Origin of the sequence: uncultured Candidatus Pelagibacter sp., assembly GCF_943788075.1 — a bacterium.
Taxonomy (GTDB): domain Bacteria; phylum Pseudomonadota; class Alphaproteobacteria; order Pelagibacterales; family Pelagibacteraceae; genus Pelagibacter.
Window position 1 is genome coordinate 43,299 of the sequence record NZ_CALSOW010000006.1, and the last position, 17,767, is coordinate 61,065.

Sequence of the window (17,767 nt, forward strand, 5' to 3'; positions counted from 1 at the left end):
TTATGGCACAAAACTTTTTAGAAATCGAAAATGTTACTTTTGCTGCTAGTGATAAAAATAAAGTCAATAATGTTACGCTTAATATAGAGAATGAAGGAGATATTGTTTGTCTGCTGGGCCCATCAGGTATTGGTAAGACAACTATATTAAGAACTATAGCTGGTTTAGAAAAAATTCAATCAGGAAGAATTTCTCTAAAAAATAAAACTTTATCTTCTAAAGATGTGCATGTTGAACCTGAGAACAGAAATATTTCTCTAGCATTTCAGGATAACTCATTATTCCCACACTACAATGTACTTCAAAATATTCAATTTGGAGCAGAAAGAAATAAGAAAAAGAAAAAAAGTTTAACCATTAATGAAGTTATTCAATTTCTTCATTTAGATCATGTCAAAGATAAATTTCCTCATCAAATTAGTTCTGGAGAAGCTCAAAGAGCAGCGTTAGCAAGAGCATTACTATCTAAACCAGATTTACTTTTGTTAGATGAGCCTCTATCAAATGTGGATCAAAGTTTTAAAGAAGAAATTCAAGTTAAACTAAAACAAGTTTTAACTGATTTAAAAATTACTACTATTATAGTTACACACGATTCTTATGAGGCGTTTTATCTTGGAAGCAAATGTGGAATAATTTTAGATAGCCAATTAAAACAATATGATGACCCTTATAATGTTTATCATTTTCCAAATTCTGTAGAAGTAGTGAATTTTTTAAATAGAGGGATTTTAATTCCAGCAAAAGTTACAGGTGAAAATAGTTTAGAAAATATAGATCTTGGAACTATAAATGGGAATTTCACCAAACATTATCCAAAAGGTTCTGATGTTCAATTATTATTACAGCCAGAAGATCTTGAGCATGATGATCAGAGTAATTTGAAGCTAGAGGTTGTAGATAGAAAATTTAGAGGTACCAACTTTATCTACACTTTAAAGACTGGTAGCAATTTATTGATACCAGTTTTTGTACACTCTCATCATATGCATCAACATGAAGTTGATGAAAAATTTGGTATTAAGAGACCAATTAATATTGATCACATAGTTTGTTTTTAATAAAAGAAGCAGATGCTTTCAAAAAAACAATTATTTACCAAGGGGATGATAGATATTTCTCCACACATGTTATCCGTAATTCCTTTTGGTATTATTTGTGGTGCAATTGGAGTTGAACTTGGCTTTAGCCCATATTTAGTCTATGCAATGTCATTTATTATTTTTGGAGGAGCTTCACAAATTGTATTTCTGCAGGTACTTTCAGGAGGGGCATCTAGTTTAGTTGCAGTTACATCTGTTGGAATTATTAATTCAAGACACTTATTATATGGTGCAGTTTTATCTGAGTACCTTGAGAAACTGTCATTAATTAAAAAGTTATTGATTTCTTATTTAGTTGTAGATCAAGGATTTGCCGAGTCTAATAAATTTTTTAAAAAAAATAAAAATGAGCAGCACTTACATTATCATCTGATTGGAACAGGATGTACGATGTGGGTTTGTTGGCAAATTTCAACATTATCAGGAATTATTTTAGGTTCATTTGTTCCAGCAGAACTTGGATTAAAATTTACAATACCACTTACCTTTATAGCAATTGTTGTACAAGATTTAAAAAAGATTGATCATTTAATTGTTATGATCACTTGTGGCTTAAGTTCTTTATTATTTTTTGATGCACCATTTAAGTCTTACATAATTATTGCTCCAGTCATTGCACTTTTTGTAGCTTCATTAATAACGAGGTTAAAAAAATGACCTGGGCGTCAATTATCATTGCAGGAATATTAACTTATTTGACTAGAATGACTATGATTGCTTTAGTTGATAGAGAAATGCTTGGAGATAAAATTAAAGCAGTATTGGAATATGTTCCTTCAGCAGTATTTCCTGCAATAATATTTCCAGCAATTTTTATCAATGATTATGGGGCATTTATAGAAATGAATGATCCTAAAATTTTTGGAGCTATTGTTGCAATTATTGTTGGTTATTTTTCAAAAAATATTATCGCAACTATTTTATCTGGATTGATTTCTTATTGGTTTTTAATTTTTGTTGTATTTAGTTAGCACCTAATTGTATATTTCTACTTACGTTAATATCTATCATTTCAGGCTTTGATAGATTAAGGTTTGACATAATTTCAATATACTCATCAACACTTTTAACCTGGAGTCTTGGATTAAATTTTTTTTCATTACCAATTGTACTTGAAAACTTACCATTGTAATCATGACCTGGATAAACCAATGTTTCTTCTGGTAATTTTAAAAGATTATTGAATAAAGAGTTATAAGCATCTTTAGAGCTTCCATTTTGAAAATCTGTTCTACCAGTTCCGTTTATTAGCAGCGTATCTCCTGAAAAAAGATAATTATCTAATAAAAAACTGTAACTATCTGAGGTATGCCCTGGTGTATATAATGATTTAATTTTTAAACTATCAATATGAATTAATTCATTATCTTTTACTTTAATTTCAACTGCATCAGCAGGTGTATGTTCTCCCATGAGAGTTGTGCAGTTTGTAGCTTGTTTTAACTTTGACGCGCCAGTAACATGATCTGCATGAATGTGAGTATCAATGACTTTTACAAGTTTTAGATCAAGATCTCTTAACAGTTGAATATACTCACTAACATTTTCTAAAACTGGATCAATTATTACAGCTTCGCGACCTTTTGCCGAAGCAATTAGATAAGTATAAGTAGAAGTTTTTTTGTCAAATACTTGTTTAAAAATCATTTAACATTATTAGTATCAAATAATTATGAACTACTCTACATTTGATTGGTCTTGCAAACACACTTGGAAAACGAGTGCAAAAAATACTTTATGGTGTGTTGTGGGTTGTTCTATAGGTGATTTTGGAACAATATTATTTTTTCAATTAACAAAAATTCCATTTCCAGTTTTAGGAATTATGACATTAGCAATTATCAATGGATTAATTACAAGTATAATTTTAGAAACAATTATACTTATGAAGCAAAACTTTGATTTTAGAAATGCTTTAAAAACAGCAATGGGGATGAGCTTTATTTCAATGATTAGTATGGAAGTTGCAATGAATTTAACAGACTATCTCTTAACAGGTGGAGCCATGTTAACTTGGTGGGTTATACCAATTATGTTATTTGTAGGTTTTTTGACACCATGGCCATATAACTATTGGCGATTGAAAAAATTTGGAATTGCTTGCCACTAACATTACAAAAAAAATATTAAACTAATGCTTAATAAAAATTTAATTATATTAACTATTTGCCAAGTTTTTTCATTTACGGCACCACCAATTACAGTTTTTATAAGTGGGATTGTTGGGTTAAAAATTTCTCCAATAGCTTCATTAGCAACACTTCCAACATCGTTATCAATTGTTGGTACAGCTGTATTTTCATTTTTTGCCGCAAAAATAATGAGTAAAATTGGAAGAAAAAAAGGTTTTATATTATCATCAACATACTCGAGTTTAGCATCACTACTTGGTGCTTATTCAATTTATACAGAAAATTTTGTTCTGTTTTGTATTTCGTGTTTTGTAATTGGTACTGGGATTGCTTTTACCCATCAGTATAGATTTGCAGCAGCAGAAACAGTTAACAAAAATGAAAGCTCTAGAGCTATTTCTATATTGTTACTTGCAACAATTCTTTCGGCTTTAATAGGTCCTAATGTTGCAAACTTTACAAAAGATATAATTTCAGATCATCTTTACACAGGATCTTATATTTCTTTAGCTGTACTAACTATTATACCAGTTTTTTTATTATTCTTTTACAGAACAGACAAGAATCCAAAACCTAAAGAGAGCGCCAATGGCAATCAAAGATCATATTTCGAGTTATTGAAAAACCCAATAATTCTTCAAGCAATTGTTACCGCTGCGTTTGCATATTCAATAATGTCATTCATTATGACTGCAACTCCAATTAGTATGTATAAAATGCATGGATTTACATTAGGCTCAACTAGCATTGTTATTCAATCCCATATAATAGGAATGTTTTTACCATCTTTGATTACAGGAACATTAATAAAAAAATATGGACATTCTAAAATAATTTATTCTGGAGCTTTAATTTATTTAATTTGTATCCTTTTAAGTTTTTATGATCAAACATTCATAAATTATTTAATCGCACTTGTATTATTAGGTATTGGATGGAATTTTTTATTTATAGGAGGAACTAGTTTGTTGGTACTCTGTTACAAAGAAAGTGAGAAATTTAAAGTACAAGGTTTTAATGACGTATTAGTTTTTTCAATACAGTCCATAGCAAGTCTTACTGCAGGTTATTCAATTTTAAAATTTAGCTGGAATGAAATTAATTTAGCATGCATTCCTCTAGTTATATTGATTATATTAGTTTCGATAAGATCAGATATATATCAAAAAAAATTAGCTTTTTCTAAATCTTAGGTAGATTTTATCTAAATAGTAAAAAAGAGAAATAGCTCTTAAAATCATAAAGATACAAAGTGAAATCCAGATCCCAGTATTAAAAAGTAATTTTGTTAAAATTATTGAAATTATTAAATAACTCAAAACTGAAAACACCATTGCATTTCTTAATTCCTTAGTTTGAGAAGCACCAATAAAGATGCCGTCAAATTGATAGCAAAAAGATGAGATTAAAGGCAAAATGATTAACCAAATTACATAGGATGAGCTTAGCTCTCTTATCTCTTCTAAGTCAGACATAAGATTTATTACATGCTCATATGCAAAAAAGTAGATTATTGAAATTATTAATCCAGATATAGAGCTTAATATAAATGAATTTTTAACAATATTTTTAAAAAGACTTAGATCTTTTTTACCTAATGAATATCCAACTATTCCTTCAGTAGAAAATGCATAAGCATCCAGTATAAAAGCAGATAAAAAAACAAGATTTATTAATATAGCGTTTGCCGCAACATAGTCTTCCCCAATTTGAGTACCAAGATAAGTAAACCATAAAAAAGAAAAAGTTAATAAAATCGTTCTAATAAAAATATTTAAGTTAATATTAAATATATTTTTAATTTTACTAAAATTTAATATTTGCTTCAAATTAATTTTGATTTTTGTATGTTTTGATAAATAGTAAAACATATAAATCAAAAAAATTGATGAAGTAATTAATGCTGAGAATAAAGTTCCATAAGCAACCCCTTTAATATTAAGATCAAATATTGTGACAAGAACAATACTTACTAAAATATTTAATAAAGAGAAAAAACCAACAGCAAAGCTAGAAATCTTAGTTTTTTGTAATCCAACAAATAATCCAGTTATGATGTATAGTGTTAATTCCCCTGGTGCTGAATAAACTCTAATTCTAAAATATTGCTCATAAAGGTCTCTAGTAGTTTCAGATAAATCAAAAATCTTTAAGCTTAAATTTAATATAAAATTTTGAAGTAAGATTATTATTATTGAAATTAACGTAACAAATAGAATATTTCGAATAACAATATTTAAGATTTCTGAATAATTATTTCTTCCATTTGCCTGAGATACCATTCCAACTGTACCCATTCTTAAAAATCCAAAACTCCAAAAAATCATTGAAAATAGATTTGCTGCAACGGATGTAGCTGAAAGGTAAGATAAGTTACCTAAATTTCCCATTAAAGCAGTGTCTATAATACCAACCATTGGAACTGCTAGATTGGCAAAGAATATGGGTATTGATAACTTTAAGATGTACTTGATTGAAGATTTTTGCATTAGTCTAACTTTAATACTTTATTTAAATAAATTTACTAATGAATTAAATATATTGTATGGGCCCTTTAAAAAACTGGGATAATAAAACTTGGTTATCATCACAAAAATACATTAAATTTTTTAATAGATTTATATTAAAACAAGTAAAACTTAATAGAAATTCTAGAATTCTAGATATTGGTTGTGGTAGAGGGAAAATTTTAGAAAATTTATCTAACAAATTAAGATTACTCGATAAACCTGTCGGCCTAGATATAGAAAACCATAAAGACAAAAGTAAAAAGATAATTTTTAAAAAAATTGATGCACTATCTTATGTATCAAAAACAAAAATTACTTTTGATTTAATCTTAATAAAACAAACAATTCATTTATTGAAAAAAAAACAAGCCATAAAACTTTTATCTATTTGTAAAAATAAACTTAATCCCAATGGAAAAATTATCATTTTAAGTTTAAATCCTAACAAAAATGAAATACCCACATTTCAACTAATGAACAAAAAGCTGAATATTTCATTAAAAAAAGATGAAAAACTGTTCAATTTAATCTTAAAAAATCAAAATAAGTTTGTTATTAAAAAATTCACTTTTGATGTGAAAATTTTAAAAACAAAATACCTTCAAATGATCAAAAAAAGATATATTTCCACTTTGCTTAATTTTTCTAATAAACAAATAAATGAAGGTTTAAATGAAATTAAAAAAGATTATGGAAAAGTATTAAAATTTAAAGATAGATTAATTGCTTTTATTATCAAAAAATAATTAAAGCATTCTCTTCAATAAATTGTCATCAAAAAATAATTTATGAACAATTACCGCAAGTATATGAATTATAATCAGACCTATTAGTACATAGTTCGAAATAACATGAATGTCATAAAATAATTCACCTAACTCAAAATTGTCTTGAATTTGAATTTTTTTATAAAAGATTGTCAGCATCTCACCATTAAATAATTTTTTTAAAATCCCTGATATAGTGATTGATAGAATTGTCACATACAATAACACATGATTTAATTTGGCTAAAAATTTTTGACCTGTAAACACACTTGGTCCAAGCTTAGGAGTTGGATTTAATGACTTATAAAGTAACCTTAAAATTACTAGGTAAAATATAGACAAACCAATGGTGATATGAATATTTTCTAAATTTATTCTTTCAATTCCAAACTCTAAATCTACTAAATAAAATCCAAGAGGAATTTGTGCAAAGAGTAGTAGAGCACTTACCCAATGTAATAATTTTGAAATTAAACCATACTCTGTTAAAGTATTCCTAACGTGCATAGTTCAATTAAACATATTGTTAAGAATATTGGAATTAGTTTATTTCTAATAGTTTCAATACTTATTAGCACTCACGCGAATTCAGAACAATCAGCTGAGGAAATTATAAAAAATAGAAAAGCTTTATTCAGCAAAAACTATAGTACAGCTAAAAAAGTTCAATCTTTGTCTTCAAAAGGTGAATTTGATGATGCAAAGAAACTAATGTTAGAAATGAGTGAAAATTATATAACCTTAATTGAGTTGTTTCCTGAAAATACTAAGGAAGGATTTAAAACTGAAGTAACACCTTTAATATGGGAAGAGAAAGATAAATTTAATTCCTTAATGGAAAAATCTTCTAACGACATGATCGAATTGGCTTCAATTATTGATAACTCTGAAGATATTAGAGGTACATTAGGAAAACTAATGTGGGGCAATTGTAAAGCCTGTCATTCAAAGTATAGAGAAGAACATTAATTTTTTTTACAAAAATTAAAAATGACTCAATAAGAATTTATTATCAATTACATCTTTAATTATGATGTATATATTATAATTTGCACTAAATTATATGGACAAAATTCAATCTCACGCAAAATTAGTTATTGTTGGTGGAGGTATAATGGGTGTTAGCTTATTATATCATTTAACCAAAGAGGGTTGGAGTGATGTAGTTTTAATAGAAAAAAGTGAATTGACATCTGGTTCCACATGGCATGCTGCAGGACAATGTCCTCATATGTTAAGTAGTTTAAATCTTGCAAAAATACATTTACATTCAACTAATCTATATAAGTCTTTAGAGAAAGAAACTGGTCAGCCAACCGGTTTTCATGAAACTGGAAGCTTAAGACTTGCGTATAAAAAAGAGGATCTTGAATGGTTTGATTATACAAAGGGATTATTAGATGTTGTTGGCTCTCCCTCATCAATAATATCAACAGATGAAATTCATAAGTATCACCCGTTTATAAAACTGGATGGAATACTTGGAGCCTTTTATACACCTGAAGATGGGTACACTGATCCAACAAGTACTACGAACGCTATGGCAAAAGGTGCAAGAGATAGTGGTGCAAAAATATATAGAAAAAATCGTGTAACAAATATTGAACAACTAAACTCAGGAGAATGGAAAGTTATAACTGAAAAAGGAGATATTATTTGTGAACATGTAGTTAATGCTGCCGGAAGTTTTTGTCCGGAGGTTGCGCAGATGGTTGGGCTTAAAAATGTTCCGAGTATAAATATGGTTCATCAATATTTAGTAACTGAGTCTCATCCAGAAATTGAAAAACTTGATAAAGAATTACCAGTTGTAAGAGATCCTGACTCCTCTTCTTACTTAAGACAAGAAGGAAAAGGATTATTAATTGGTCCATATGAAAAAGATGTAGCTGCTTGGGCTTTAGATGGAATGGATTGGAAGTTTGATATGGAATTATTAGAGCCTGATTTAGATAGAATAGAACATCACTTAGAAAAAGGAATGGATCGAATTCCTCAGTTTAAAGATGTTGGAATTAAAAGAATAATCTGTGGACCTATCACACATACACCGGATGATAATTTTTTAGCAGGTCCAGCACCAGGTCTTAAAAATTTTTGGATGTTTTGTGCAGCAAGTATTGGCATAGCCCATGGAGGAGGTGCTGGTAAGTATATGGCACAATGGATTGTACATGGTGATAGTGAAATTAATATGATGGAGTTTGAACCCAGAAGATATATGAGTTGGGTCAATAAAGAGTATTCAATTGAAAAATCTAAAGAACAGTATCGAAGAATGTATGTAACACCAATGCCTCATGAAAAAGTTGAAGCTGGCAGACCGATGAAAATGTCTGGGGTTTATCAATCATTAAAAGATAAGGGTGCAGAATACTATGATTTATATGGTTGGGAAAAACCAGACTGGTTTAATTCCAATAAAGTTAAAGAGGAATTGAGTTATAGTAGAAATAATGTTTTTCCCTATATCCAAAAAGAATGTGAGCATGTTCATAAACATGTTGGAGTTATAGATTTAAGTACCTTTTCAAAATATGAAATAACAGGAGAAGATAGTTATCAATTTTTAGATCGACTATGTGTTAACAAAATTCCCAAAAAAGATGGAAGTATCATATTAACTCACACATTAAATAATATTGGTAGAATTCAGAGTGAATTTACAATCACAAAAGTTAAAGAAAATTGTTACTATGCATTATCAGCAGCAGTTTCTGAAATAAGAGATTTAGATTGGTTTAATCAAAACAAACAAGATAATGAAAAAGTAGTAATTAAAAATGTTTCTTTAGAAAAAGGTGTGCTTGGTGTAATTGGTCCAAAATCAAGAAGTGTTTTAACTAAAATTACAAACACTGATTTATCAAATGAAAATTTCCCGTGGTTGAAATCAAAAGAGATAAAGATTACTGATATTGAAGTTTTAGCACTAAGAGTAAATTACGCCGGCGAACTTGGATGGGAGCTTCATATGCCAATGGATAAAATGAGTGACGTTTATGATTTATTATTTAAAGAGGGACAAAGTGAAAATATAAAAGATTTTGGCTCAAGAGCTCTAAATTCTATGAGAATGGAAAAGGGCTATAGAGGTTGGGGGTCAGAATTAACACCAGAAATAAGTGTGGTTGAGGCAAGTTTAGATAAATTTTTTAATTTAGATAAAAAAGATAATTTTATTGGATCAGATGCAGTTAAAGAAAGATTAAAAAAAGGAATTGATACAAAATTAGTTTATTTAGAAGTTGATGCAAAAAATGCAGATGTTCATGGCAATGAACCTGTATATTTCAATAATGAAAGAGTGGGGCTCACAACATTTGGTGGATATGGTTTTAGAGTTAAAAAAAGTTTAGCTTTCGCTTATGTGAAACCAGAAACCGCAAAGTTAGGAAATGAATTTTTAATTGATATTCAGGGTGAAAAAATCAAAGCAAATATCATAGAAGAACCAGCGTTTGATCCAACAAATCAAAGATTAAAAGCATAGTAAATATTATTAATGATACCTTCAAAAATTAAAGAACACTTAGACAATTATATTCATCAAGAAGTTTATGTTCAAATAGCTGTGATTAAAGGTAAGGAAAAAGTATCTACAAAAGAAGCGATTAATAAGTATTTTAATTCAAATCATTTTAGAGATTTGTCTGAAGGAAGACCTTATGATCATTTTATTGATGGATTGAATGACAAATGTTTAATCAAGTTATTAAATTCACCTATGAAAGATAAAGTAACTGATGATGAAGTAATCAAAGGACTTCAAAAAAAACTTAAAGAGCTAAGTAATGAAGAGTTAGAAAATACTTTTTGGGAAATTGAAACTGGTGAGTTTGTTAATAACAATCAGATTAAAGAGCTTGAGCAAGAAAGAGATCAAATGATTGAAAGTTTAAATCTTAATAATAAAGATAACGTACACAAAGTTTTAATGGATTTTTGTAAAAAATATGAACAATTATGCATTGTTAAATATCCTGACGCACCACTTCCATTGGAGATATTAAAATCTACTGGTTCCTAATCATTGGATAAACTTTAGGACTTAGGTATTTTAAATTTGTAATCATTATCAAAGCTAAAGTAACTAATCCAATACTCAATCCTAGATTAAATAAAACTTTAAAATCAAAAGCCCAGACTAGTTCAAAAATATTTTCCATTATAAATTTAGAGGCAGTTACCGCAAAAAAGGTTGCTATCAATATTACAGAATTAAAGATTATTAAAAATTCGATTAAGGATGATAAAATAACTTCTTTTTTTGAAAACCCTAAAATCTTAAATACTAAATTTTGATATTCTTTAACTTTTCCTTGAACCATGATAGCGCTAGAAATAACAATTAATCCTATAATAATAGTGACTGCTGAAATAAGGGTTACAGCTATAAATACTTTATTTAAAACATCGGTTACTTTATTTAAATAATCTGCAATCTTAATCATGGATAAACTAGGTAATACATCTAACATTGAAGTCTCATCAAACTTTTCAATCGTTTCAAATTTTGCAGTCGCTAAATATTCATGAGGAATGTTATTTGCAAATTGAGGATTAAATAACATAGCAAAATTAATACTGAGATCACGGTAATCAACCGCTCTAAAATTAACTATTTCTCCATCAATTTCTCTACCATAAATATTTAGTGTAAACACATCGCCTAATTTAATATTTAAATTTTTTGCAACTTCAGCATCTAAAGAAATTTGAAGTTGGTTAGGTTTGGTAAGATCCCACCATTGACCTTCAGTTAATGGATTATCTTCTGGAATTTCATCTACCCATGAAGATCTTCTATCACTACCAATTACCCAGTAACTGTCATTGTCAGGCTTAATATAAGTATTTGGATTAATCCCGTTAATCTTAATAATCCCAGATGATACCATCGGCACCACTTCAATTTTTGCATTAGCATCCATATTAAGTATGTTTTTTTCAAAAATTTCTTTTTCTCCCTTTTGAATTCCAACAAAAAAATAATCAGGAGCAATATCAGGTATGGATTTTGCAATTTCTCTTTGAAAATTAGTACCAACTAACGCTAGTGTAAGCAGTAAAGTAACTCCTAAACCTAAAGACATTATTGTAATTGGAGTAATACTTTTTGTCTGGGTTATATTTTTAATGGATACTTTTAAAGATATATTGGAAGTAGATTTAAATTTTTTTAAAAAATAAATGATTATTTTTGAAAGTAGAAAAAATACTATTAAACAAACAAAAAAAGCAACAAAATATCCAAGACTATAAATAGGTCTTTCAGATCCAAAACTAAATAATAATACCAAAATTGATAATAAGATTAGGCTTAAAGCTGTAGATTTTTTTGAATAATAAAATTCTAAATTTTGAAAAACATTTCTAAATAAATTTGAGGCTTTTACTTGATCGATTGAACTAATGGTTGGGATTGAAAAAATAATAAGAACTAATAACCCAACTAAAAATATTTTAATAAAATTTATAATCGAAAATACTGGGGAAACATTTAGCCCTAATCCATCTGATAAATATTGGTCAACAAAAGGTACAATTAAAAAACTTGAACCATAAGCAAAAGTTGTGATTACTAAAAGTAAGATAAATAATTGAAGATAATAAAGTGTTTTAATATTACCTGAATAAAATCCAACTGCTTTTCTAACTGCAATAGACATATTGTTTTGATTAATAAAAGAAAGAAGAGTGTTTGCAATTCCAATTCCTGCAATCAACATCGCACTAATTGAAACTAGTGATAAAAACTGTGAAAAATTGTTGATTATTCTTTTTAATCCACTCGCAGAATTTTCAGGATATCTAAGCTTAACTTTTTGATCATCTTTAAATATATTTTCTATTTTTTTTTCTATTTTATCAGCATCATCTGCTTCGCTAAATTTTACTTTGTATTCATAATTTAAAAAGCTGCCAATTCCATTGAGTTTCAAAATTTCTAATGTTTGATCTCCTGCAAGTGCCCAATCACCAAAAGCAACAAACCCACTGACATCGGGGACAGATTTTACAATCCCAATAATTGTGAATAATTGATTTTGAACTTTAATTTTTTCATTAATTTTTAAGTTTAAATTTTTTGATAAACTTTCATTTATTAACAAAGTATTGGGCTCGTTATGCATTCTATCAAATGCACCTGCTGGCTCATAATCAACAGAGCCATATAATGGATATTTAGTGTCTACAGTTTTAATTCTGGTAAAAAGAGATTTATTTTTTTTTCTATCAATGGTTGAGACCATTGTACTAAACTCAATCATCTGAGATATAGTTGTAAATTCTTTTACTTGATTGACTAGTTCAAGATTTCCTTCATTACGGTTGTAGTCAATCTCAAGATCGCCTCCTAATAAAGATTTAGCGTTATCATTAAGTTCTTTTTTCAAACTATCTTCAATGGTGAAGATGGCACTTAAAATGAAAAGACTAATAAAAAGAGTTATAATAATACTAGTTAATTTTTTATAATTTCTACTTAAATCCTTTAAAGCATACTTAATTATTAAACTAAATTCAGATGAATTATTTAATTTTTCCATCTTTAATTTTAATCTTTCGTTTTGCTTTATTAGCTAATTTTGGATCATGAGTTACCATAATGAGTGATGAACCTTCTTCTTTTACATAATTAAATAATATATCAGAAATCATTACAGAATTTTCAGTATCTAAATTTCCAGTAGGCTCATCTGCCAAGATTAACTCTGGTTTCATTGCAATGGCTCTTGCTATCGCAACTCTTTGTTGTTCTCCGCCTGATAGTTGGCTTGGTAAATTATTAAATCGATGATTAAGTCCAAATCTATCTAATAATAGTTTTGCCTCTTTTTCAGGGTTTTTAAATTTATTCAGTTCAAGAGTTAAGGCTACATTTTCAACTGCTGTGTAATTGGGGATTAAATAAAATGACTGAAATATAATTCCAATATTTTTTCTTCTAATTTCCGAGACTTCATCTTCACTTAATTTTGTAATCTCATGATTTTGAAAAAAAATTTTTCCAGAAGTTGCTTTTTCTAAGCCTCCAATTAACATTATCAGACTGGTTTTTCCCGATCCACTTTCTCCAACAATAGAAATAGTCTCTTTTTTCTTGGTAGTTAAGTTAACATCTTTTAAAACTCTGATATTATCTTTACCAGTTTGGTATTTAAGATTTACTTTATTTAATTTAAGAAGAATGCTCATGAATAAAAGTTTTATTATTAAAATAATTGTACTCTGTCTAGTCACCATAAAGGTAAGTGCAATAGAAAAAGTAATATTGTTTGGAGATAGCTTAATGGCAGGCTACGGATTACCTAAGGAACAACATTTATCAGTAGTTTTACAAAATAGTTTAGAGTTAGAAGGACATAATGTTGAAATTATCAACGGTAGTGTTTCAGGAAGCACATCTGCAGGAGGATTAAATATAGCTGAGTGGACATTATCCCAATCTAATATTCATCTAATGATCTTATGTCTTGGAGCTAACGATATGTTAAGAGGAATTAATCCTAAGGAGACAAAAAATAATTTAGAAGAAATAATTCAAATTGCAAAAAACAAAAATATAAAAATAATCATTGCAGGAATGATTGCACCTACTTCATATGGTTCTGAATATAAGGAATCTTTTGATAAAATTTTCTTTAACTTATCCAAAGAATATAATTTACAACTAATTCCATTTCTACTTGAAGGTGTAGCTCAAAAACCTGAATTTAATTTAAGTGATGGCATGCATCCAAATGACCAAGGCACAATTATCATTGGTAACACACTAAAAAAAGCTATCTTAGAAAATCTATAAAGACTTAATATTATTTTTTTGTTATCTTTTTTTTAATGAAAAAGATTCTATCCATTATCATTTTATTTCTTTCAACCACATCTTTAAGTGCAAACGATAGAAATGTTGAACTTGATAAATTATTTCTAGAATTGAAAAAAAACATTCCGTCTTTATCATCAGGAATAGCTCAACAAATTTGGATGTTATGGAGTACTCATCCTACAGATCAAAAATTAACATCCCTTTTAGACGAGGGATCAAGGTTAGTTCAAGACCAACAATTAACTAGAGCAATTGATGTTTTTACCGAAGCAATTGATTTAGATCCAGCTTGGGCAGAGGCTTGGAATAAAAGAGCAACAGTATTTTATATGGTTGGAGAATTTCAAAAATCACAAGATGATATTGATAAAGTTTTAGAATTAGAAGAAAGACATTTTGGAGCTTTAGCAGGACAAGGTATGGTTAATATAAAGTTAAAGAATTACGATAAAGCAAAGAGAAGTTACCAAAAAGCTCAAGAAATTTACCCTGCAATGAAATCATCCAAGGTAATGATTGAACAAATTGAAGAGTTAATTAAAAGACAATCAATTTAATTAATTAAAAAGTTTAAAATCAATCAATAGATGAAAAAAACCACACCTCCGTCTAAGGCAATGTTAACACTTGCAAGATCTTTAAGTTTTAATGCTCAGAACTATATTCCAAAAGGTGGGGTATCTTTTTCTTTATTTAAGGTAGAAATTTTATCAGGATTAACAGTTGCATTAGCATTAGTGCCAGAAGCTATAGCTTTTGCTTTTGTTGCAGGAGTTGCTCCATTATCCGGTTTGTATGCTGCTTTTATTGTTGGATTAATTACAGCTGTATTTGGCGGAAGACCTGGAATGATATCGGGCGCAACAGGAGCTCTTGCTGTGGTTATGGTTTCATTGGTCACTGAACATGGTGCTGAATATTTATTTGCAACAGTTGTTTTAATGGGAGCTTTACAATTACTAGCAGGTGTTTTTAAATTAGGAAAATTTATAAGAATGGTACCTGAACCTGTTATGCTAGGGTTTGTAAATGGCCTTGCAATCGTAATTGGTATTTCTCAACTAAGTCAGTTTAAAACAATAAATGATCTTGGACAATCAGTTTGGATATCAGGAGATATATTACTTTATTCTATTGTTTTTGTTTTACTTACTATGTTTGTTATTTGGTTTTTGCCTAAACTTACAAAAGTAGTTCCATCAACTCTAGTTGCAATACTTTTGACAACTGTATTAGTTCTTGCTCTTAAAATTGATATTCCAAGTGTTGGAGATTTAGCGAGCGTTAAAGGAGGATTGCCTAATTTTTCAATTCCAAATGTTCCTTTAAATTTTGAGACATTAAAAATTATTTTCCCTTATGCATTTATCCTAGCTTCAATTGGATTAATAGAGAGTTTGTTAACTTTAAACTTAGTAGGAGAGATTACTAATAAAAGAGGAGGCGCTAGCCAAGAATGTTTGGCTCAAGGATTTGCAAATTCGGTTACTGGTTTTTTTGGGGGAATGGGTGGTTGCGCCATGATTGGTCAATCAATGATTAATGTAAGATCAGGTGGTAGAACTCGTTTAGCTGGTATTGCAGCAGCAGTATTTTTGTTAATCTTTATTTTATATACATCTAATTATATAGAGATGATCCCCATTGCAGCTTTAGTAGGGGTAATGTTTATGGTGGTGATTGGAACTTTTGCTTGGAATTCAATTAAGTTTTTAATGATGGTTCCAAAAAGTGATGCCCTAGTTACAGTCCTTGTAACGGTTGTAACAGTGTTAGAAGATTTAGCAGTAGCTGTGATTGTAGGGGTTATTGTTTCAGCTTTAGTTTATGCATGGAAAACTGCTTCAAGAATTAGAGCTATTGAGAGACCTTCAAAAACAGATAAGGGTGCTAAAGTTTATGAAATTGAAGGACCTTTATTTTTTAGTTCAGCCAATAGTTTTTTAGAATTATTTACTCCTGAACAAGATCCAAAGTTAGTGATTGTTGATTTTGCAAAATCTAGAGTAATTGATCAGTCTGCATTAAAGGCAATTGAAGATGTTGCTCATAAATATAATAGTTTTGGAAAAAAAATTAAATTGAGACATTTAACTAAAGATTGTCATAAGCTTTTGAGTAAAACAGGTCAGTTGGTAGTTGATAGTGATGACGATCCTGATTACAGTTTAGCTGTAGATTATGGAGTTAAATTAAAAATATTTGGTAAATAAAACTCACTACTAGTTATGAGTATTCAATACGATGTAATTATAATAGGAGCAGGTGCAGCTGGCATGATGAGTGCTATTGAAGCTGGAAAACGTGGTCGTAAAGTCTTGCTTGTTGATCATTATAAAAAAATAGGCGAGAAGATTAGAATTTCTGGAGGAGGTAGATGTAATTTTACTAATATCAACACTAATCCAAGCAAATTTCTTTCTCAAAACCCAAAGTTCGTAAGATCAGCTTTAAGTCAATATACCCAAAACGATTTTATAAATTTAATCAATAAGTATGAGATTAAATTTCATGAAAAAAAATTAGGACAATTGTTTTGTGATCATAGTGCTCAACAAATTGTTGAGATGCTACTTAAAGAATGTGAGCTAGCAAATGTAACTGTTTTAAAAGAATTTATTATAAAGAACGTTGATAAAGTTAATGATCAATATCTTGTATCAACTGAAACAGATAAATATTCATCAGAGTCTTTAATTGTTGCAACTGGAGGATTATCAGTTCCAAAAATTGGCGCCACTTCATTTGGATATGAAATCGCTAAGAAATTTGATCATAATATTATTGAAACTTTACCTGCATTAGTGCCCTTAACGTTTAGTGAAAAGATACTAGAGATGTGTAAAGAATTAACCGGACTTTCTGTTGAAGCAATAGTCTCATTTAATAAAGTTTTATTTCAAGAAGGAATGTTATTTACGCATAGAGGTTTAAGTGGTCCTTCTATTTTACAAATTTCATCTTACTGGAAGCAGGGTGATAATATTCAAGTTAACTTGTCACCTAAGATAAATGTTTACGATTTATTAGAAGAGAAAAGAAAGTTAAATCCAAAATTTGATATCTTAAATATTGTAAGTGAAATTTTACCCAAAAGATTAGCTCAAATAATTTGTAGTGAAAATAAAGTTACTGGAAATATTTCTGAACTGTCTAACAAAATTTTAAAACAATTAAGTGAAAATATAAATTCTTGGTTAATCAATCCAACAGGATCTGAAGGGTATAGAACAGCAGAAGTCACTTTAGGCGGGGTTAATACTAAAGAATTATCATCAAAAACAATGATGTCTAATAAACACAAAAATTTATTTTTTATTGGTGAAGTTGTGGATGTTACTGGCCATTTAGGTGGCTATAATTTTCAGTGGGCTTGGTCTTCTGGTTATGTTGCTGGCCAATACGCCTAAACCACCGTATC

Annotated in this window: 18 protein-coding genes; 13 read left to right on the plus strand and 5 right to left on the minus strand. The window is 28.9% G+C overall.

Features of this window, described 5'->3' with window-relative positions; genetic code table 11:
• The first annotated feature begins 2 nt into the window (after positions 1 to 2).
• From Q0X98_RS06885 to Q0X98_RS06895, 3 genes are read left to right on the plus strand one after another with little or no spacing between them, the layout of a single operon-like run.
• Positions 3 to 1,061, plus strand: a complete 1,059-nt coding sequence (locus tag Q0X98_RS06885; protein WP_297682394.1) for an ABC transporter ATP-binding protein — start codon at positions 3 to 5, stop codon at positions 1,059 to 1,061.
• Between the two features lie 12 nt (positions 1,062 to 1,073).
• Positions 1,074 to 1,760, plus strand: a complete 687-nt coding sequence (locus tag Q0X98_RS06890) for an AzlC family ABC transporter permease (protein ID WP_297682396.1) — start codon at positions 1,074 to 1,076, stop codon at positions 1,758 to 1,760.
• Positions 1,757 to 2,074, plus strand: coding sequence for an AzlD domain-containing protein (locus Q0X98_RS06895; protein WP_297682398.1), 318 nt, complete (start codon positions 1,757 to 1,759; stop codon positions 2,072 to 2,074). The genes Q0X98_RS06890 and Q0X98_RS06895 overlap by 4 nt, the downstream gene beginning before the upstream one ends.
• On the opposite strand, the gene Q0X98_RS06900 is transcribed toward Q0X98_RS06895, so the two are convergent.
• Positions 2,067 to 2,750: an MBL fold metallo-hydrolase gene (locus Q0X98_RS06900; protein WP_297682400.1), complete on the minus strand. Its 684-nt coding sequence runs from the start codon at positions 2,748 to 2,750 to the stop codon at positions 2,067 to 2,069. The genes Q0X98_RS06895 and Q0X98_RS06900 overlap by 8 nt on opposite strands.
• Before the next feature lie 25 nt (positions 2,751 to 2,775).
• Here Q0X98_RS06900 and Q0X98_RS06905 point away from each other — a divergent pair, with 25 nt between their 5' ends.
• Positions 2,776 to 3,213, plus strand: coding sequence for a DUF4396 domain-containing protein (locus tag Q0X98_RS06905; protein ID WP_297682402.1), 438 nt, complete (start codon positions 2,776 to 2,778; stop codon positions 3,211 to 3,213).
• 24 nt (positions 3,214 to 3,237) lie between these two features.
• Positions 3,238 to 4,428, plus strand: coding sequence for an MFS transporter (locus tag Q0X98_RS06910; protein ID WP_297682404.1), 1,191 nt, complete (start codon positions 3,238 to 3,240; stop codon positions 4,426 to 4,428).
• On the opposite strand, the gene Q0X98_RS06915 is transcribed toward Q0X98_RS06910, so the two are convergent.
• A complete protein-coding gene (locus Q0X98_RS06915; protein ID WP_297682406.1) occupies positions 4,408 to 5,724 on the minus strand; it encodes an MATE family efflux transporter in 1,317 nt (438 codons plus the stop codon). The two genes, Q0X98_RS06910 and Q0X98_RS06915, sit on opposite strands and share 21 nt — an antisense overlap.
• Before the next feature lie 56 nt (positions 5,725 to 5,780).
• On the opposite strand from Q0X98_RS06915, the gene Q0X98_RS06920 reads away from it, so the two are divergent.
• Entirely contained in the window at positions 5,781 to 6,491 is a 711-nt protein-coding gene (locus Q0X98_RS06920; RefSeq protein ID WP_297682408.1) for a class I SAM-dependent methyltransferase, read from the plus strand.
• On the opposite strand, the gene Q0X98_RS06925 is transcribed toward Q0X98_RS06920, so the two are convergent.
• A complete protein-coding gene (locus Q0X98_RS06925) occupies positions 6,492 to 7,019 on the minus strand; it encodes a cytochrome b/b6 domain-containing protein (RefSeq protein WP_297682410.1) in 528 nt (175 codons plus the stop codon).
• On the opposite strand from Q0X98_RS06925, the gene Q0X98_RS06930 reads away from it, so the two are divergent.
• The 3 genes from Q0X98_RS06930 to Q0X98_RS06940 all read left to right on the plus strand — a co-directional run bounded on the left by Q0X98_RS06930 (position 7,014) and on the right by Q0X98_RS06940 (position 10,542).
• Positions 7,014 to 7,481 (plus strand): cytochrome c, encoded by a 468-nt coding sequence (locus Q0X98_RS06930; RefSeq protein ID WP_297682412.1) that lies wholly within the window; start codon positions 7,014 to 7,016, stop codon positions 7,479 to 7,481. The genes Q0X98_RS06925 and Q0X98_RS06930 overlap by 6 nt on opposite strands.
• 94 nt (positions 7,482 to 7,575) lie before the next feature.
• Complete coding sequence (locus tag Q0X98_RS06935; protein WP_297682414.1) at positions 7,576 to 10,005, plus strand: FAD-dependent oxidoreductase; 2,430 nt, start codon at positions 7,576 to 7,578, stop codon at positions 10,003 to 10,005.
• Positions 10,006 to 10,017: 12 nt separating this feature from the next.
• On the plus strand, positions 10,018 to 10,542 hold the full coding sequence (locus Q0X98_RS06940; protein ID WP_297682416.1) for a hypothetical protein: 525 nt from the start codon (positions 10,018 to 10,020) through the stop codon (positions 10,540 to 10,542).
• Here the strand turns inward: Q0X98_RS06940 and Q0X98_RS06945 are convergent.
• Positions 10,529 to 13,066 carry an ABC transporter permease gene (locus Q0X98_RS06945; RefSeq protein ID WP_297682418.1) on the minus strand — a complete coding sequence of 846 codons (2,538 nt, stop codon included), beginning with the start codon at positions 13,064 to 13,066 and terminating at the stop codon, positions 10,529 to 10,531. The two genes, Q0X98_RS06940 and Q0X98_RS06945, sit on opposite strands and share 14 nt — an antisense overlap.
• Positions 13,050 to 13,715: an ABC transporter ATP-binding protein gene (locus tag Q0X98_RS06950; RefSeq protein ID WP_297682420.1), complete on the minus strand. Its 666-nt coding sequence runs from the start codon at positions 13,713 to 13,715 to the stop codon at positions 13,050 to 13,052. The genes Q0X98_RS06945 and Q0X98_RS06950 overlap by 17 nt, the downstream gene beginning before the upstream one ends.
• Here Q0X98_RS06950 and Q0X98_RS06955 point away from each other — a divergent pair.
• Genes Q0X98_RS06955 through Q0X98_RS06970 form a run of 4 tightly spaced genes read left to right on the plus strand, consistent with a single transcriptional unit; the run spans position 13,714 to position 17,756 of the window.
• Positions 13,714 to 14,322, plus strand: coding sequence for an arylesterase (locus Q0X98_RS06955; protein WP_297682422.1), 609 nt, complete (start codon positions 13,714 to 13,716; stop codon positions 14,320 to 14,322). The genes Q0X98_RS06950 and Q0X98_RS06955 overlap by 2 nt on opposite strands.
• A 35-nt stretch (positions 14,323 to 14,357) precedes the next feature.
• Positions 14,358 to 14,903: a tetratricopeptide repeat protein gene (locus Q0X98_RS06960; RefSeq protein WP_297682424.1), complete on the plus strand. Its 546-nt coding sequence runs from the start codon at positions 14,358 to 14,360 to the stop codon at positions 14,901 to 14,903.
• 30 nt (positions 14,904 to 14,933) lie between these two features.
• Complete coding sequence (locus Q0X98_RS06965; protein ID WP_297682427.1) at positions 14,934 to 16,559, plus strand: SulP family inorganic anion transporter; 1,626 nt, start codon at positions 14,934 to 14,936, stop codon at positions 16,557 to 16,559.
• Positions 16,560 to 16,574: 15 nt separating this feature from the next.
• Positions 16,575 to 17,756 carry an NAD(P)/FAD-dependent oxidoreductase gene (locus tag Q0X98_RS06970; RefSeq protein WP_297682429.1) on the plus strand — a complete coding sequence of 394 codons (1,182 nt, stop codon included), beginning with the start codon at positions 16,575 to 16,577 and terminating at the stop codon, positions 17,754 to 17,756.
• Positions 17,757 to 17,767 lie beyond the last annotated feature (11 nt).

Excerpts from the sequence above, each read along its gene's own strand:
- Q0X98_RS06885 (WP_297682394.1), top strand. The coding sequence starts at position 3 with ATGGCACAAAACTTTTTAGAAATCGAAAATGTTACTTTTGCTGCTAGT.
- Q0X98_RS06890 (WP_297682396.1), top strand. The coding sequence starts at position 1,074 with ATGCTTTCAAAAAAACAATTATTTACCAAGGGGATGATAGATATTTCT.
- Q0X98_RS06895 (WP_297682398.1), top strand. The coding sequence starts at position 1,757 with ATGACCTGGGCGTCAATTATCATTGCAGGAATATTAACTTATTTGACT.
- Q0X98_RS06900 (WP_297682400.1), bottom strand. The coding sequence starts at position 2,750 with ATGATTTTTAAACAAGTATTTGACAAAAAAACTTCTACTTATACTTAT.
- Q0X98_RS06905 (WP_297682402.1), top strand. The coding sequence starts at position 2,776 with ATGAACTACTCTACATTTGATTGGTCTTGCAAACACACTTGGAAAACG.
- Q0X98_RS06910 (WP_297682404.1), top strand. The coding sequence starts at position 3,238 with ATGCTTAATAAAAATTTAATTATATTAACTATTTGCCAAGTTTTTTCA.
- Q0X98_RS06915 (WP_297682406.1), bottom strand. The coding sequence starts at position 5,724 with ATGCAAAAATCTTCAATCAAGTACATCTTAAAGTTATCAATACCCATA.
- Q0X98_RS06920 (WP_297682408.1), top strand. The coding sequence starts at position 5,781 with ATGGGCCCTTTAAAAAACTGGGATAATAAAACTTGGTTATCATCACAA.
- Q0X98_RS06925 (WP_297682410.1), bottom strand. The coding sequence starts at position 7,019 with ATGCACGTTAGGAATACTTTAACAGAGTATGGTTTAATTTCAAAATTA.
- Q0X98_RS06935 (WP_297682414.1), top strand. The coding sequence starts at position 7,576 with ATGGACAAAATTCAATCTCACGCAAAATTAGTTATTGTTGGTGGAGGT.
- Q0X98_RS06940 (WP_297682416.1), top strand. The coding sequence starts at position 10,018 with ATGATACCTTCAAAAATTAAAGAACACTTAGACAATTATATTCATCAA.
- Q0X98_RS06945 (WP_297682418.1), bottom strand. The coding sequence starts at position 13,066 with ATGGAAAAATTAAATAATTCATCTGAATTTAGTTTAATAATTAAGTAT.
- Q0X98_RS06955 (WP_297682422.1), top strand. The coding sequence starts at position 13,714 with ATGAATAAAAGTTTTATTATTAAAATAATTGTACTCTGTCTAGTCACC.
- Q0X98_RS06950 (WP_297682420.1), bottom strand. The coding sequence starts at position 13,715 with ATGAGCATTCTTCTTAAATTAAATAAAGTAAATCTTAAATACCAAACT.
- Q0X98_RS06960 (WP_297682424.1), top strand. The coding sequence starts at position 14,358 with ATGAAAAAGATTCTATCCATTATCATTTTATTTCTTTCAACCACATCT.
- Q0X98_RS06965 (WP_297682427.1), top strand. The coding sequence starts at position 14,934 with ATGAAAAAAACCACACCTCCGTCTAAGGCAATGTTAACACTTGCAAGA.
- Q0X98_RS06970 (WP_297682429.1), top strand. The coding sequence starts at position 16,575 with ATGAGTATTCAATACGATGTAATTATAATAGGAGCAGGTGCAGCTGGC.